Origin of the sequence: Mesorhizobium sp. M0590, from assembly GCF_040320905.1 — a bacterium.
Lineage (GTDB): Bacteria > Pseudomonadota > Alphaproteobacteria > Rhizobiales > Rhizobiaceae > Mesorhizobium.
This window is the reverse complement of sequence record NZ_JAMYQN010000028.1, coordinates 39,725-53,999: the sequence shown is the minus strand read 5'-3', so window position 1 is coordinate 53,999 and position 14,275 is coordinate 39,725. Positions and strand designations below refer to the sequence as shown.

General features: G+C 60.6%; 13 protein-coding genes and 1 pseudogene. 7 read left to right on the top strand and 7 right to left on the bottom strand.

The window, feature by feature from the left end:
* Positions 1-383 precede the first annotated feature (383 nt).
* Positions 384-1,370 carry a GTP pyrophosphokinase gene (locus NKI52_RS29965; RefSeq protein WP_352700547.1) on the bottom strand — a complete coding sequence of 329 codons (987 nt, stop codon included), beginning with the start codon at positions 1,368-1,370 and terminating at the stop codon, positions 384-386.
* A complete protein-coding gene (locus NKI52_RS29960; protein ID WP_352700546.1) occupies positions 1,367-2,413 on the bottom strand; it encodes a nucleoid-associated protein in 1,047 nt (348 codons plus the stop codon). The genes NKI52_RS29965 and NKI52_RS29960 overlap by 4 nt, the downstream gene beginning before the upstream one ends.
* A gap of 1,036 nt (positions 2,414-3,449) precedes the next feature.
* Between NKI52_RS29960 and NKI52_RS29955 the strand changes: the two genes are divergently transcribed.
* Together NKI52_RS29955 and NKI52_RS29950 are read left to right on the top strand one after the other, a co-directional pair.
* On the top strand, positions 3,450-4,046 hold the full coding sequence (locus NKI52_RS29955) for a hypothetical protein (RefSeq protein ID WP_352700545.1): 597 nt from the start codon (positions 3,450-3,452) through the stop codon (positions 4,044-4,046).
* Between the two features lie 616 nt (positions 4,047-4,662).
* Entirely contained in the window at positions 4,663-4,938 is a 276-nt protein-coding gene (locus NKI52_RS29950; RefSeq protein WP_352700544.1) for a hypothetical protein, read from the top strand.
* 612 nt (positions 4,939-5,550) lie between these two features.
* Here NKI52_RS29950 and NKI52_RS29945 read toward each other — a convergent pair.
* The 5 genes from NKI52_RS29945 to hemP all read right to left on the bottom strand — a co-directional run bounded on the left by NKI52_RS29945 (position 5,551) and on the right by hemP (position 10,011).
* Positions 5,551-6,171 carry a nitrogen fixation protein NifQ gene (locus NKI52_RS29945; protein ID WP_352700550.1) on the bottom strand — a complete coding sequence of 207 codons (621 nt, stop codon included), beginning with the start codon at positions 6,169-6,171 and terminating at the stop codon, positions 5,551-5,553.
* Positions 6,172-6,494: 323 nt separating this feature from the next.
* Positions 6,495-6,695, bottom strand: a complete 201-nt coding sequence (locus NKI52_RS29940; protein ID WP_352491466.1) for a ferredoxin — start codon at positions 6,693-6,695, stop codon at positions 6,495-6,497.
* 40 nt (positions 6,696-6,735) lie between these two features.
* The gene (locus NKI52_RS29935; RefSeq protein ID WP_352700543.1) at positions 6,736-7,953 is read right to left on the bottom strand and encodes a cytochrome P450; all 1,218 of its coding nucleotides are present in this window, start codon (positions 7,951-7,953) and stop codon (positions 6,736-6,738) included.
* Positions 7,954-8,806: 853 nt separating this feature from the next.
* The gene (locus tag NKI52_RS29930; protein ID WP_352700542.1) at positions 8,807-9,874 is read right to left on the bottom strand and encodes a hemin-degrading factor; all 1,068 of its coding nucleotides are present in this window, start codon (positions 9,872-9,874) and stop codon (positions 8,807-8,809) included.
* A gap of 32 nt (positions 9,875-9,906) precedes the next feature.
* Positions 9,907-10,011 (bottom strand): hemin uptake protein HemP, encoded by a 105-nt coding sequence (gene hemP / locus NKI52_RS29925; protein WP_352517086.1) that lies wholly within the window; start codon positions 10,009-10,011, stop codon positions 9,907-9,909.
* 588 nt (positions 10,012-10,599) lie between these two features.
* Between hemP and NKI52_RS29920 the strand changes: the two genes are divergently transcribed.
* The 5 genes and pseudogenes from NKI52_RS29920 to nifW all read left to right on the top strand — a co-directional run bounded on the left by NKI52_RS29920 (position 10,600) and on the right by nifW (position 14,181).
* Positions 10,600-10,920: a HesB/IscA family protein gene (locus tag NKI52_RS29920; protein ID WP_352700541.1), complete on the top strand. Its 321-nt coding sequence runs from the start codon at positions 10,600-10,602 to the stop codon at positions 10,918-10,920.
* A gap of 264 nt (positions 10,921-11,184) precedes the next feature.
* Positions 11,185-11,430 carry a NifU family protein gene (locus NKI52_RS29915; protein WP_352700540.1) on the top strand — a complete coding sequence of 82 codons (246 nt, stop codon included), beginning with the start codon at positions 11,185-11,187 and terminating at the stop codon, positions 11,428-11,430.
* Complete coding sequence (gene nifS, locus NKI52_RS29910; protein WP_352700539.1) at positions 11,381-12,598, top strand: cysteine desulfurase NifS; 1,218 nt, start codon at positions 11,381-11,383, stop codon at positions 12,596-12,598. The genes NKI52_RS29915 and nifS overlap by 50 nt, the downstream gene beginning before the upstream one ends.
* Positions 12,595-13,804, top strand: a pseudogene (nifV, locus tag NKI52_RS29905) (homocitrate synthase). The gene nifS and the pseudogene nifV overlap by 4 nt, the downstream one beginning before the upstream one ends.
* Positions 13,801-14,181, top strand: a complete 381-nt coding sequence (gene nifW / locus NKI52_RS29900; RefSeq protein ID WP_352503026.1) for a nitrogenase stabilizing/protective protein NifW — start codon at positions 13,801-13,803, stop codon at positions 14,179-14,181. The pseudogene nifV and the gene nifW overlap by 4 nt, the downstream one beginning before the upstream one ends.
* Positions 14,182-14,275 lie beyond the last annotated feature (94 nt).

Here is a 14,275-nt window from a genome sequence, read left to right as displayed (position 1 = left end):
TCGGAGGACAGCCAGCCGGCCAGATGTTCGAACATCGCCGCCACATCTCAGGTGGCCACCGCTTCCGCGATTACTTCATGTTCGTGCATGAGGCGCATTGCAGCCCGGCTGCTGTAGGGCCGTTGCCGGCCTGGCGGGCTTCGGCTAGGATTTGCGATAAGCTGCCGTCCTGGACGGCGAACTCATTGCGGTTACTCGCCGTCAAATTCGAGAACCAAGATAGTGGCCCCTGTCGGCACAACTACTTCGGTCGAGCGTCTCTCAGGGGGAAATGGGCGACTAATAAGCCGCTGCTTCAGCGCAGGTCCCCTTCTGAGCGACCATTCATTTCGCAAGGCCCACCTCCCATTGACTTGAGCGTCGACGTCTTGGGGCTTTGTGGCCTACTGCGGAAGGGCCAAGCCAAGGTCGGAGTATATCGGCCCGAGTTCCTCGTCCGTCAGCAAACCTGGCGAGGTGGCGATGCTAGGAAAATTGCCCACCACGAAGTAGAGCAACAAGATCGAGGGCAAGGCGAACAGGGCCTGGTCCTCTCGCCGGCCCTTGATGCGTTCCCATATGAAATCCTTGGTGTTCAGCCAAAGGAGGATGTCTTCGATTGAGCTCTCGCCGGCCAGTGGGAGGTAGGCGTCCATCAGCTCGCCGTCGAGAGTGGTGACAGTCGCGTCCAAGCCGATCTTATCTCGGTAGTACACCGACAAGGCGCCGATCAATGCCTTGACGCTCTTGACCGATGCGTCGATGAGGTTGCCAACTTGGCGGAAGTAGTCGTCAGTCGCTTCGATCAACGCCATGGCCTTTGCCGCAGCCCGCATCATCTCAGGCGTCGATTTGACGCTTGGCTTGTAGATTGTGTCGTGGGTAACTTCGCTGAAGGCATGCTGAAGCAGCGTGCGGACCTGGATCTCGCACGGAATGTCCAGCGGTATAGGGACCCCTTCGAAGACGACCCCCGCCTTTGCCCGAACCACGTAGTGGACCGACTGGTACCCGAACTCCCAAGGCTTCCGGGCTCGCTCCTCGGCGAAGTCCCGAGCCTTTTCCCAGAACCAGTATTTGTCGCCGAATTCGGCGATCGCCTTCTCGACGATGGGTATTTCGTCGGAGGTGAGCACGACGAAGCGGATGCCCACCTTGTCCTCGATGTCGTCATACGGGCTTGGGTAGCCCTTGCCGCGATAGAGTGCCTTCTGGATGAGCGACTTGCTTTCCTTCAGCCTGTGCTTAACCGGAAGGCGCAAGAACAGGTCCGGCGCCTCCACTTGGGTCGAGAGCCCGTCGATGACCGCGTGGATGACGAACCTGCCCCAGGCATCGTAGTACTGCTGCTCCGCCTCCCAGCGTCGCAGGATCTCGAGCTCGGTGGTCATAGCTGTTCGGTGACTGGCCTGCGGACCGTGATCCTGGTCCAGCTTGCAGCCTCGCCTTCGGCATCATCACCCGGCGGCACATCCTCGATTGTCACGGTGCGATTCCGTATCGCGTCCGGGGACGCCGATAATTCGATGTCTGGACCGAACTTGTACTTCCGGCGCCGCAGCCTGCCACCCATCTCGCTGATGTCCCGAACCACGGCCCTATTGGTGGGGAATTTCCTGGCTTCGAGGAACTTGTTGAACGGGTCACGCAATTCGGGTGGCAGATACGTGTCGCCGAACTGCTGCGAGGTGAACGTGGGTGCCTGATCTACCTTAACGAAGGCGAATAGCGCGTCCCCCAGGTCCTTTCGGAGATCTCGGTCATTTACCGATGTGCGAACGAATTCCTTTGTGAGATCGAAGAACTTCGCGGTTTCATATTTCCCGCTCTCAGGAAAGGCGCAGCCAAGAAAGCCGTCGTAGAAATATACGGCCGCGTTCTCTCGGCGGGTCGCGGTAATGTTGCTGTCAAACACGAAGCATCGCCAACTTGTGCTCGCCGTGACAGCGACGTCTTCAGAGATGAACAGGGCAAGCTTGTAGAGCCTCGTGGCTGGCGTCAGGAAGATGTTCTCGAGGAATTCGGTCACAACTTTTGCCGCAGCCAGTCGGCGTTGAAAGCCGGACTGCATCTCCGCTTTGATCACCCCGACGAAGGGCTTTCCGTCGCCACCGACTTTCCCATCGAAGACTAGAAGCATTCCCCCGGGAATGCCTCGTGATTTCTGTGCGTCAGCCAGGGCATCGGCCATGTGATTGGAGACGTTGGGAAAATCGGTGTCGGTTGCCAGAACAAGACGTCGAGCGGTTCCAACCACGCTCGCGTCCTCGGTCTTCACTATCCGCATCTCTATGCTTTTGGACTGTGCGGACAGCGCGTCGGTGATACGCATCCCAAAATGACTGACAGCCTTGGCATCCAGTATTTCGAGCTCCTTGCCGTAGAATGGCGGCACTATATTTGGCCCGTCTTTCCTCTGGAATACCTCATGCATAACAACTCGGCCGATAGAAAGATTCTCTACAAACAAAACTGAAACCCCTGCGAAAATATCGAGGTAAATTATTCTAAGTAGGTTAAGAAATGATATCAGAACAAATCAAGAACGCAAGGCCGCCTACGTAAGAACAGTGCGGGAGGAAACTCAGGCATATGCCCTGCCGTTCGAAGCCATGCTGCCAACGCAGCGCGACGCGTTCGAGAGCGGTACCGCCGACGGTGAATTAGCCGAGTGGTCCAGGGTCGGCAGCCGGTTGCTGACCCGCATGACCGAAAGTCAGGACTTTGCCGACGGATGGGTTAATCGTCCAGCCGGGGCCGTATCGATATTCGGTGCAACAGACGGGCAACGCGCCAAGCCTGCGGGCAAGGGGGCAGGCGGATTACGAAGAAAGCCTCATGCCCTTCCTGAAATCGGCGCTGCAGTGGCTAGCTGACCAACGGGTCGTTGTTTTGGGCCGCACGACGCTACCCACAGCCCTTCTCACTGGGCAGGCGGATACGCTCATGAACGGGCTTTCAGGATTGATCGAGCATGTAAGCCAAGCCTGCGCGATGATTCGGATATCGACTATATCCAAAAGCTTCTGGCGATCGCCGCGGCAACCGCGCCGCACACAAGCGCGCCGAACGTCGATCTCATGCTGATAAGGCTGGTTGGCGGCGCGTATGTGACTGCCGGACGAGTCCAGCATGCTCGCAACCTGGCAGAACATGGCCTTCAGGTCGCAGGAGATGATCCGCTGCGGTCGCGTATCGCATGGTACGCTTTGCCGACATTTATCATCGCCTCCACAACCTGACCGAATCGCTTGTCGGAATGGCGTGCGCACTTTCATGCGAAGCGCCAGTCGGCCCCGAAGAAGCATGGTATGAAACTCATGGCCTGATCCGGCTGATGCGTGACCTGAACATGACCGCATTCGCGCGCTCGCTTCTGCCCGTTGCAAAGCAACTCTTCCGGACCATGGGGGTCGCAGGGGCATCGCCTCGAAACGATCGAAGTTGGCCTTCGCTTCCGCGAATTGCTGATGACGATCCCCGCTCGGGAAAACATGGCTGAGTTTCTTGCCACTCTTGCCGATAACTGCCAGACCGTAATCGACCTTCATGACGAACTCGCCCCCGTCTCGATTTTGCTGGCACAGGCGATCCGGATGGCGGAGGTCAATGGAGTTGCCGTACCGGAGAGGACGCGGGAACTGCTGGAGGCGGCCCTGGCAGCACTCGGCGAGCCGAACGCTTCGATGGTCCGGACTCTGTCTGTAGGGGGACCGGCGGCAAAAGATTTATTGTCTTTCGCGAAGCGCCTCGAGCCCGCGCGGCATTCGGAAGAAACGGCATACGATGTTCGTCCCGTGGCAATGGCGGCACGGAGGCTGCTGGCCTCTAAGGAGGCGGGCGACGATGCAAAAGTTGCGGCGTTCGCAATCGAGCTTCTCGCCGACCAGGCAATCAAACGTCAATCCGCCGACAGCGGTTCTGCCCTTCCATGCTTGATCGAGGAGCCTGCAGAAATCACGAAAGAAATCTCGCGCGCCGGTATCAGCGTCACTTGCTCGGTTTGGCGGATACAACCCGTGTGGTGCGCGTTACCGCAGAAGGTGGCGAGTTGTCGGCTACGATAGTTGAACCGGCGGAGGTTTTTTCCAAGGCAGCGTTCGACACGTGGGGGGAACAGTACCCGTACCAATACGCCGTTCGATTCAGACGATCCGAACGTGTTCTACAACAGCATGCGCGAACTTGGGATCAGCGCCGCCCCGACGACGCCCGCTCTGCTTGTTGCCGATGTTGCGCTGCAGCAACTCCCTGCGAACCTGCTCATGGCATCCGGCGAATTGCTCGGCCTGCAGGTCCCCGTGGCGGCCGCACCCTCCCTTTCTTGGCTTAATGAGGCAAGAAACCGCCCGGCAAGGACTGGTGCACCGTTGGCATGGATTCCCATCTCGGACGACCCGGAAGCTGTTCAGACTCTCGGAATGCTGCCGACCGGCTCAGCGGCACGCTTCGCGACCACTCGATCGACCTCCACACAGGGCTTGCGGTTCCGGACCGCTTGAAGGTGCCGAGTTGGCAATAGTCACGGCGCACGGAAGCGTCATTCCGGAAGGCCGGTTCTTTCGGGTTGTCGCAGATGATGCCGATATGAGGCTTACCCCCGACGCAACATCGAGCGCTGTGTGCAATGCAGGCGTTGTCGTTCTTTTTGTCTGTAGCGCCGGCAGGTTTGATAAACACCCCATGGCCGACACAACGACTGGGCTTGCAAAGGAACTGCTCGATCAGGGCTGTTCGGCGGTAGTCGCATCACCGTGGCCGCTCAATGCGAGCGTCCCCGCCTACTGGCTGCCTGCGTTTATGGACGCGTGGTCCGCCGGAGCGACTGTGATCGAGGCGAACTTCGAAGGCAACAAGGCCGTCGAACGCGCCCTCGGAAAGTCCCCCGCAAACCGCCTTGCGCTGACCGTCTTCGGCGATCCCCTGGCGACAAAACGGCGGGAAACAGAACCTGCATGACGTCGAGCACGATTGGGATGAGTCATCAGCTTGCGAATGGGCTAAACGTTCAAGCGGCTCTTGATGAGTGCTCGTTAAATTTATCGCTTATAAGGATAGTCGTCGTGCCAGCCGATCTGCAGGTTTGGGGGACGACAAGACTATTCAACGACCGATAGAGGGCGCATTCCCACCGCTCGCTGGTATCAGCCGCAATGTCCGCTTCTGGGCGAAGACAAGGTTGCCTGAACGTCCTACTTGAGGCGCATAGCTGCCCCAATACGACACGTAGAGTTAAATGCCTTCGTGCTGACGGACAATCTGGCCGCCCCAATGGGTGATCGAGGCGAAACTGTGCACCAGCGCGAACAATGACGGCGGTGAACCGCGGCCGCCCAGGCGCCGCAACCGCCAGGCAGGCGAGCAGCAACGGCCCGGAGAATACCAGTTGCTCGGCGGCGATGGTGCGGGTCGCATCCTGCACCGCCATCATGACGGCGCCCGCCGAAGCGAGCATGGCGAGCAATCGGGCAGCAGGCACAGCATTCAATCCCCGAAGGCGTCAGTCGACATTCGAGAAGAGACATATGGCGCGGCGCGAGCGCTGGGGCTTACGACTGACGGAAGCGGCTCTCAATCCGAGGCGATGCCGTTCTTGATCCGTGTGAGGTGGCTTTCGCCTTCCTCCGGGCCGAAGCAGCTTTCGAAATCATTGCATTCCCGGCAACTGGGCGCGCTGCACAGCGAAAAACCTTCGGCCTCGCAGAGCTTGCGGTAAAAGTATCTCTTCCATTTCATGTTTTGGGTGTTGCCGGCCGCCAGCGTCGGAAAATGCGAGGCGAGCAGGCAGCCGAGGTCGCTTCGATTAAAAAGGCCAAGGTCCTGCCAGAGATGGTCATTGCGCATGGCACGCCGGGCGATGATCTTGGCGAAGCGGGCGCTCGCCGGGTCGCCCGGCCGGGCATGCTCCAGCAGCAGTCCGCGCAGAAGTTCTTCCTCCGGATCCGGCTCGGGCTCGCTCACCTCTTCCAAGGCAAACGCTTTGATAGGAATAGCAGGGAAACAGCGGGCCAGGATATCGCGCAGCTCGGCGCGCGAAAGGCCGGTTGCCTCCGTCACCGTCGCCTCGCCGGCCTCGATCTCCTCGAGCGCACGTGAAAGCACACAGGCAAGCACATGCTGGTCGAACCTCCTCTCCAGCTCGATGTGCGGCCATTGGCCGGTGCTGAGCCGGGCATAATGTTGGGCAAATATGGTGCGTTCTCCTGGTTTCGTCCTATCAAATCATGCAGAGACCCGGCCTGCCGCAACATGGGTCGGGCAGTCCTTCGGTATGGCACTCCGGGTCGCCTCGCGTCGAGTAGTTCGGCAATTCTCGTCTGGTCCATCGGCTCTGACGCAAATTCTGTGATTGGAAGAGGGGTTCGCGAACCCCTGCCCTGCCGTTTGCGCCTCACGGGGAACACTGGCGCCGGAAATGCCCCTGCAGAGTTGGACGTGAACCGTGCGGGACAGAGGTCGCGTGCTGAGTGCGGCCACATGGTTCAAGCCCGCCAGACTCTCGGTTGAATGAGTCCTCAAAGCGCGCAGCGGGTGAGTTCCAGCGCACGTTCAGGACAGGATCGCGCGCCCCGCGATGCAGGCAGTTCCTCCCCTTCCGCAACTTCAATGTCACCAGGCAGGATGTAGCCCTCGTCATCAAGCTTGAAGATGTCCGGCGCTTGCGCCGCGCATCGCGCGTGACCCTGGCATTTGGCCTTTTGGACGATGATGCGCATGGCGCTGCCTCCATTGTCTGTGCCCCGTGTCGGGGCGGGCCTAAGACCAGTCCAGGATCAAATTTTCGATCCCGAACACATGGCCGCCAGAAGTTATCGGAGCCGTACCCTGCTTAATCCTGAAAGCCGGGATGCGCGCCAACCACTCCTCCAGGCCAATGACAATCTCCCGCCGGGCAAGGTGTGAGCCAAGGCAACGGTGGGGACCATAGCCAAACGCTGCGTGGCGGTTGTCCTCCCGCTCCAAATCGATTGTGTTGGGGCATTCGAATTCCGCCGGGTCACGATTGGCAATCATCGTGGCGCAGGAAACATAGTCCCCCTTCCGGATCGGCGCGCCTTCGAAGTCGATATCTTTCGTAGCCACGCGGATCAACTGAATGGGCGGATAGGCCCGCAGCAATTCTTCGGTTGCGAGCAGGATGCGGTCCGGTTCGCTCCGCAGCAATTGCTGATCTTTGAGGTTGCGCGCGAGGTACGCCAAGTCAAAGCCTATAGCTGCTGCGACCGTGTCGAGCCCAGCGACGAAGACAAGCACGCCGATGCCGCGGACTTGGGTGTCCGTCAGCCGGCGGCCCTCGACCTGTGCCTGCACGATAAAGCTCATGAAATCGTCAACCGCCTCCTGGCGGCGCATGGCTGCAAGTTCGTCGATGAATGCCACGATCGTCCGGGCAGCCACAGGTCGTTCCTTATCGTCGCCGTGGAGCAGATCTTTCCCCCAGCCGACGAATGTATCGAGTCGGTCATCGGGCAACCCCAGAAAGCGAAGAAAGGTGCTCACCGCGAAAGGAAAGGCAAAATCCTTCATCACGTCGCAGCTTGTGCCCGACGCGGCGATCCTTTCGATCAGCTCGACCGCCCGTTCGCGGACAGCCGGTTCCAAAGCCAACACCCGCTTTGGCGAAAGCAGCGGATTGAGCAGTGAGCGAAAGACGCCATGGGCCGGTGGATCGAGCTCAAGCGGGATCGTCGGCCAGTTTTCACCCAGTATGGAGGAGAAGATGCTGCGATGGCTGGAAAAAGTCTCTGCGTCCTGCAGCACCTTCCGCTGGTCCGCGGCACGGGTGATGACCCAGGTACCCCGGCCATCTTGCGTGTTGTAGCGGGAGTAAAAGATCGGAGGCCCGTCATGTACGCAAGCGACAGCTGCGTGTGGATCCCCGTTGGGTGTTGGTGGCATCCCTGGCGATGTAAACAGGCTGAAGTCCCTCACCATTTCGGGCGGGACATGATCTGGAACGGGGTTGGTCGCCATTTTGTTTTCTCTACATTGGCGTTCATGGCTCGATTGAGATTGCACCGCTGTTCATAAAGTCGATTTCCAGCATGGGCACGTCTCTTGTCGGGCGCCTTCTAGATTCTGTCGCCTGATACAGCCCACCTGCACCAGCGCGGATGAGATCGGTTGCGAAGTCGATCAGAAGGGGCATCTCCGCCGCGCTGCGGTCATGAAGCAAAGCCGCCGCTTATCCCCGTTAGGGTTGAGAGGCTGGTCAATCACCTCTGAGCTCCGTGACGCACTGCTGATGCCCTGCTGATCAAATTGTCGAAGCAAGTCGCGTGCCGGATAGGCGTACCCATGGCGCTGCACCAAGCAATGCCAGCCTGCACTAGGCCCGCCGCTGATGATCACCTGTCCATCATTCTTAGGACAACGTCCGACAACCGACATCCGTGGTCGGTTTTGTCGAGTCCGCGACATCGGGCTGTTCGGCTTGGCTGCTGCTGCACAGCCTTCCGGTCGACGAGCGAGGAGATCGCTCGCACGGCCCGGATTGAGCAACGACGCGATCCAGCGCAAGGTTCGGGTGCGGTCCGACAAGACCCGGCCGCGCTTCCGCTTCGGTTCGGCGCTGATGGCATATGCGTTGTTGTAGCCGCTGCAAGGATTTCCGGTCAGACGAGCGATGCACTCGTGCGCAGCGATCCGGCCGGCGACGAGCCTGACTGTATCGATGCGGTCAATTCCGGCGTGCACACCTGACCGTGCGTATGCGCTAACACGGCAAGCTCTATCGCACATGGACCTATATTTCCTCGCGAGCCGCAGTCGGAACGTGGTGCCGAGTCCTATGGCGGCCGGTTCAATCCGAGGGCCTGTCGGCACTCTACACATCCCGGCCGGTCGGACCGGGAACGCGTGGCAGACTCTCGGCCAGAAACCGCCAGTCGCTGCGCTCGCGTTCGCCTTCCTTGCGCGTGCCGAAGAACTGGACGATCATCTTGCCGTCGGCGCCATAGGCTTCAACGGACGTGACGTGACCGTCCCTCGTCGGCTTGCGCACGGCCCAGACCTCGCGGATGTGATGAGTCCTAAGATGGAGATGGAAGTTCTCGTCGAGCACATTGATCCGCGGCCCGATCTGCTTCACCGACTTGATCGGGCCGGAATGGATCTGGATGCAACCACGATTGCCGACAAAGCACATGATCGGCATCTCGTCTTCGGCCGCCTGTTGGAACAGGGCGCCAACGGCATCATTGTCGAGCAGCCAGGCGTAATCCTCGTCGGCCATACGCATCGCCTGGCAGCGGCTGAGCTTCAGGGTCTTCAACATATGGTAGAACTGATGCACGTCGCTCAGCCGGCTCCAGTGCTCGCGTAGGTCGTCGACCGTGGCGGCTTGGTCTGGACTCACTGCATTATCGAGCGCCCCGCTCGCCTCGACCGATATGATCGGCTCCTGGTCGGAGGATACAAGCTCTGCCGCCAGATTCTGATAGGCGTGCAGGTTCGAGGCGGGCCTGAGATGTACTTTGTGCATCGCCTCGCCGGTGGCATCAAAGAATTGCAGGCTGCGGCGGATCTCGGCTCCCTCGCGCTTCTCGACGGCGAAGCCATACGCCCACGCTTTCGGGAAGATGCGCAGGTCGATCTCGTCGCCGAGCACCATGGCATGCGGGTTGCCGGTGACCACTTTGTCGTAGACGCCGATCTTTTGGTGCACGGCACTTTGGTTGCGGGTGACCGCCATTACCTCGCCGACCGCTTCGAGGCCGGTCAGCAGATCATCGACGCGCGGCTCGATGCGCACCGCGCCGTGACCACAATGCGCCGCGACCAATTCGGCTTCCGAAATGCCCAATCGAGCGGCGAGATCATGCTCCCGGATTTTCGGATTGTCTTCGCACGCCCGCCGGATTTCGTCCGGCGATGGTTTCTCGCGCTGGTCCATGTCTTACCCCTGCTTCCACCTACGTGTGAGGATCAGCTGCACTGCCGGGGAACCTTCAGCCGATAGGGCGCGCCGTAATGCTCGATCCTGATCTGCTGCTCGCCCAGGAAAAGAGTGTCGCTGGAGAGCGTGCGCACGTCGTCGCACCCGCCCGAAAACCGGGGGTGCTATCGGAGCGGCGAGACCCGAGTGACACGTGCAGGCACATGCCGATGGAATCTCATCGAGCCGGTCGGTGGCCACCGGGCGGTGGTGAGCGATTGTGGGTGTTGTCGCAATCGGCCAATCGGTCATTCGGATGCCACGGGCGGCGCTGCTTCGCCAAACAAAGCGTGTCTGACCCAGTCCTGACATGTTGCTCCCTTGCTTCGCCGCATCGATCGCGAGGGCACCCACGACACGATTGTGGATCGGCAGTCTCTTGCCGCCTCGCCAGTGGAGCTTCAAAAACTGTGCCAATTGCGCCGAAGCAAGCTCAGAAGGAGTCTTCTGTAATGGTCATTGGTTTAATGTGAGTTCAGCCAACAACTCAGGCCCAACATCCCGCGTGGCGGACCCGACAAACCCGACAGTACGTGTCGGTTGGCCGACACCTTCGCAGCAATGGACTCACAAGAACCACCGCAGTGTCAGAGATGCCGCGCTGTGTTGAAACATTTTTTCGCTTTGGCACGGTGCATGCAACCTGATGCGCAAGCACGTCCCGGACTGAGGAGAATGGAGCCATGATTACGCTCACCGACAACGCTGTTGCCGCCATCAAGACTGCTCTTTCCCGCGCCAGCGAGCCGGCGGAAGGCTTTCGCATCATGGTCCAGGCCGGCGGTTGCGCCGGCTTCAAATACTTAATGGGCCTGGAGAGCGTGTCGCGCGAGGGCGACGCGATCACCGAGACAGATGGGATCAAGCTGTTCGTGGACGCGGGCTCCCAACTGCATGTCGCCGGCATGACCGTCGACTTCCTCACCGGGCTCGAATCTTCCGGCTTTGTCTTCGATAACCCCAACGCGCGCGAGAAGTGCGGCTGCGGCAAGTCCTTCAGTTGATCGCCCGAAGCGCCTGTGCGGGTCCATGAAGCGATTGCCGCCGACGGACTCATTTGCGGCAGAGGAGGCTTATATGGCCGGCACAACAGATGTCCCTGTCCTCAAGAACAAAGCAAGGTCGAAGCCGATCTTGGGACCGGCAATCGCTTCAGGTAGGATGCAAAGAACGTCGCCTCCCGAAACAGTTCGGTTCCTAGTGGCACCCAAGCTGCTGGCGGCCAAATCGCGCCGCTGCGCCAAATTCGGCTTATCGATAACGTTGTCGTGTTCGGGCGTCCTTACCTGCGGGCTGACGGCGGCGACTGCGGACTCGTCCATGTCCACGCCGATCCGGTCTACGTCAAACTCTCGGGCGTCTGCGCCGGCCGCCAGTTCGGGCCCATCATCATCAACGGCATACGCCAGAGGCTCAATGAGGCGGTCGCGCGCTCGCGTCATTCCGGTCAACTGAGGATCGCACATGAAACCTGTCTACCTCGACAACAACGCAACCACACGGGCCGATCCTGAGGTCGTGCAAGCGATGTTGCCGTTCTTTAGGGATCAATTCGGCAACCCTTCGTCGGCGCACGCTCTTGGCGCCTCAGTCAGTGCGGCGGTGAGAAAGGCGCGGAGGCAGTTGCAAGCTCTGATCGGCGCGGAGTTCGACGATGAGATCACCTTCACCTCGGGTGGGACAGAAAGCGACAATGCAGCGCTTCTTTCGGCGCTCGAGGCGGCGCCCAACCGAACCGAGATCGTGACGTCCGCGGTCGAGCATCCGGCCGTGCTGACGCTCTGCGCGCATCTTGAGAAGACCCGCCGCGTCAAGGTGCACAGGATCCCGGTGGATTGCCGTGGCCGGCTCGACCTCGACGCCTATATGGCCGCCCTCACCCCACAGGTGGCAATCGTCTCGATAATGTGGGCGAACAATGAGACTGGTGTGATCTTCCCCGTGGCCAGGCTTGCCGAGTTGGCCAAGGAAGTGGGCGCCCTTTTCCATACCGATGCTGTGCAGGCGGTCGGCAAGCTTCCGATGCACCTGAAGTCGACCGCAATCGACATGCTGTCGCTCTCCGGCCACAAGCTGCATGGGCCGAAAGGGATCGGCGCGCTTTTCGTAAAACGTGGCGTCAATTTCCACTCGCTGATCAAGGGGGGCCACCAAGAACACAACCGGCGTGCTGGCACCGAGAATACGCCCGGCATAGTCGGGCTCGGCATGGCGGCCGAACTCGCCTTGAAATTCATGGACGACGAGACCACACGGGTAAAGTCGCTCCGCGACCGTTTAGAGGACGGGATTCTCCAGCGCATCCCAAGCACCTGTGTCACTGGAGATCCCCTGGAACGGTTGCCCAACACCGCAAACATCTCCTTCGAACATGTCGAAAGTGATGGAATTCCACTCCTCCTCAGCCGCGTGGGCATCGCGTGTTCCTCCGGCTCTGCCTGCACCTCCGGCTCTCTGGAACCGAGCCATGTCCTGAGCGCGATGAAAACGCCACACGCGGCAGTCCGCTTCTCCTTGGCGCGGGACAACGGCGAAGCGGACGTCGACCGGGTGCTCGAGGTCATGCCGGCAATCGTGGAGAAGCTGCGTGGCTTTCCCAGTTCTGGGCCGGGTAAGCGAAGCTCCGAAGACGTTCAATCCGGTCTATGCCTGAGCGGCAGCAGAACCGGCTACCGTTCATGACCCGTCATGTCTTTCTCAACGATACGACCTTGCGCGATGGCGAGCAGGCGCCCGGCGTCGCCTTTACCACGACGGAAAAGCAGGAGATCGCCGAGTCTCTTGCGGCGGCCGGCGTCACAGAGATCGAGATCGGCACGCCGGTCATGGGCGCCGACGAGATCGAAACAATTCGCGCCGTGGTCGCGCGGTGTCTCCCGGTTCGGCTCATGGCCTGGTGCCGGATGACGTCGCTGGATCTCGATGCAGCGATCGAGAGCGGCGTCCACGCCGTCAATCTATCGCTGCCTGCGTCGGACATCCAACTTGCCGCCAAGCTCGGCCTCGATAAGGCGGGAGCGCTCCAGGTCATCGAACATATGGTGAGGCGCGCAGCCGCCGCCGGCTTCTTCGTCGCGGTGGGCTGCGAGGATGCCTCGCGGGCCAATCGGGATCATCTCGCCCGCGTCATCGAGACGGCTGCACGCGCCGGCGCAAGCCGCGTCAGGCTAGCCGACACAGTCGGCGTTCTCGACCCGTTTTCGACCTTCGAACTTGTCGCCCAGCTTGTGGCGCAGTCTCCAATCGACCTTGAATTTCATGCGCACAACGATCTCGGACTTGCTGCCGCCAACACGCTGGCCGCGATCCGCGCAGGCGCGCGCCATGCGTCCGTCACCGTCCCTGGGGCTCGGCGAGCGTGCGGGCAATGCCGCGCTGGAAGAGGTGGCCGCCGCGATGGCGGTCTTCGACGGCGCGGATACCGGCATCGAGCTGACCGCATTGCCCGACCTCGCCGCCCAGGTGGCTTGGGCCGCCCGCCGGCAGACCGCGGCCATTAAGCCGGTCGTCGGCGCCGATGTTTTCACCCACGAATCCGGCATTCACGTCGCAGGGCTGCTGAAGGACTCGCGTACTTATCAAGGGCTCGATCCGGCTCTCGTGGGCCGCTGCCGGCGTATCGTCATCGGCAAGCATTCCGGCGCCACTGCGATTGCCCATGTGCTGAGCGAAAGCGGTCGCGATCTCGACCCGGATCTGGCAGCCGCGATGGTGGCCCGCGTCCGGCGCGAGGCGGCCGAGACCAAATCGACCGTCACTGCAACTCAACTGGTCGAGCTCTACGATGGAATGTGCAGCGAGGCATCCCTCGCGGAGCTGTGCGGGTCCAGGTCAGCCGTGCGCGAGCGCACCGACACCACAGTTTTCCGACCAGGGAGAATGCAATGAATTGTTCCGCTGACAGCCGCCCCATCGATGTCACCGACATCCTCGCACGACTGAAGCGCCTGTCGGCTGCGGAGGAGTTCTTCGCAGTCCTTGGCGTCTCCTATGATCCGAAGGTGCTGAATGTCTCGCGGCTCCATATCATGAAGCGCGTGGGCCAATACCTTGCCGAAGAAGATTTCTCCGGTCTGCCCGACCAGGTGATTGCCGCGCGGGTGCGCGCGACGCTCGAACGCGCTTACGAGGACTTCGCGGTTTCCTCGCCGCTCACCCATCGGGTCTTCAAGGTGCTCAAAGACCACGATCCGAACAAACCTGCCACGCCGGGCCGCACCTTTGTCCCGTTCGACTCCGTACTGAAGCGGTTCGGACAAGAATGACCGCGACACGGGTTGCGACGCGACAATGTCGAGAAGCCGACAAATCCAGTCATCACCAGGCGCCCTCAGAAGCAACCAAGCGAAGTTCTAGGAA

Excerpts from the sequence above, each read along its gene's own strand:
- NKI52_RS29930 (WP_352700542.1), bottom strand. The coding sequence starts at position 9,874 with ATGGACCAGCGCGAGAAACCATCGCCGGACGAAATCCGGCGGGCGTGC.
- NKI52_RS29935 (WP_352700543.1), bottom strand. The coding sequence starts at position 7,953 with ATGGCGACCAACCCCGTTCCAGATCATGTCCCGCCCGAAATGGTGAGG.
- NKI52_RS29920 (WP_352700541.1), top strand. The coding sequence starts at position 10,600 with ATGATTACGCTCACCGACAACGCTGTTGCCGCCATCAAGACTGCTCTT.
- nifW (WP_352503026.1), top strand. The coding sequence starts at position 13,801 with ATGAATTGTTCCGCTGACAGCCGCCCCATCGATGTCACCGACATCCTC.
- NKI52_RS29950 (WP_352700544.1), top strand. The coding sequence starts at position 4,663 with ATGGCCGACACAACGACTGGGCTTGCAAAGGAACTGCTCGATCAGGGC.
- nifS (WP_352700539.1), top strand. The coding sequence starts at position 11,381 with ATGAAACCTGTCTACCTCGACAACAACGCAACCACACGGGCCGATCCT.
- NKI52_RS29960 (WP_352700546.1), bottom strand. The coding sequence starts at position 2,413 with ATGCATGAGGTATTCCAGAGGAAAGACGGGCCAAATATAGTGCCGCCA.
- NKI52_RS29965 (WP_352700547.1), bottom strand. The coding sequence starts at position 1,370 with ATGACCACCGAGCTCGAGATCCTGCGACGCTGGGAGGCGGAGCAGCAG.
- NKI52_RS29955 (WP_352700545.1), top strand. The coding sequence starts at position 3,450 with ATGACGATCCCCGCTCGGGAAAACATGGCTGAGTTTCTTGCCACTCTT.
- NKI52_RS29940 (WP_352491466.1), bottom strand. The coding sequence starts at position 6,695 with ATGCGCATCATCGTCCAAAAGGCCAAATGCCAGGGTCACGCGCGATGC.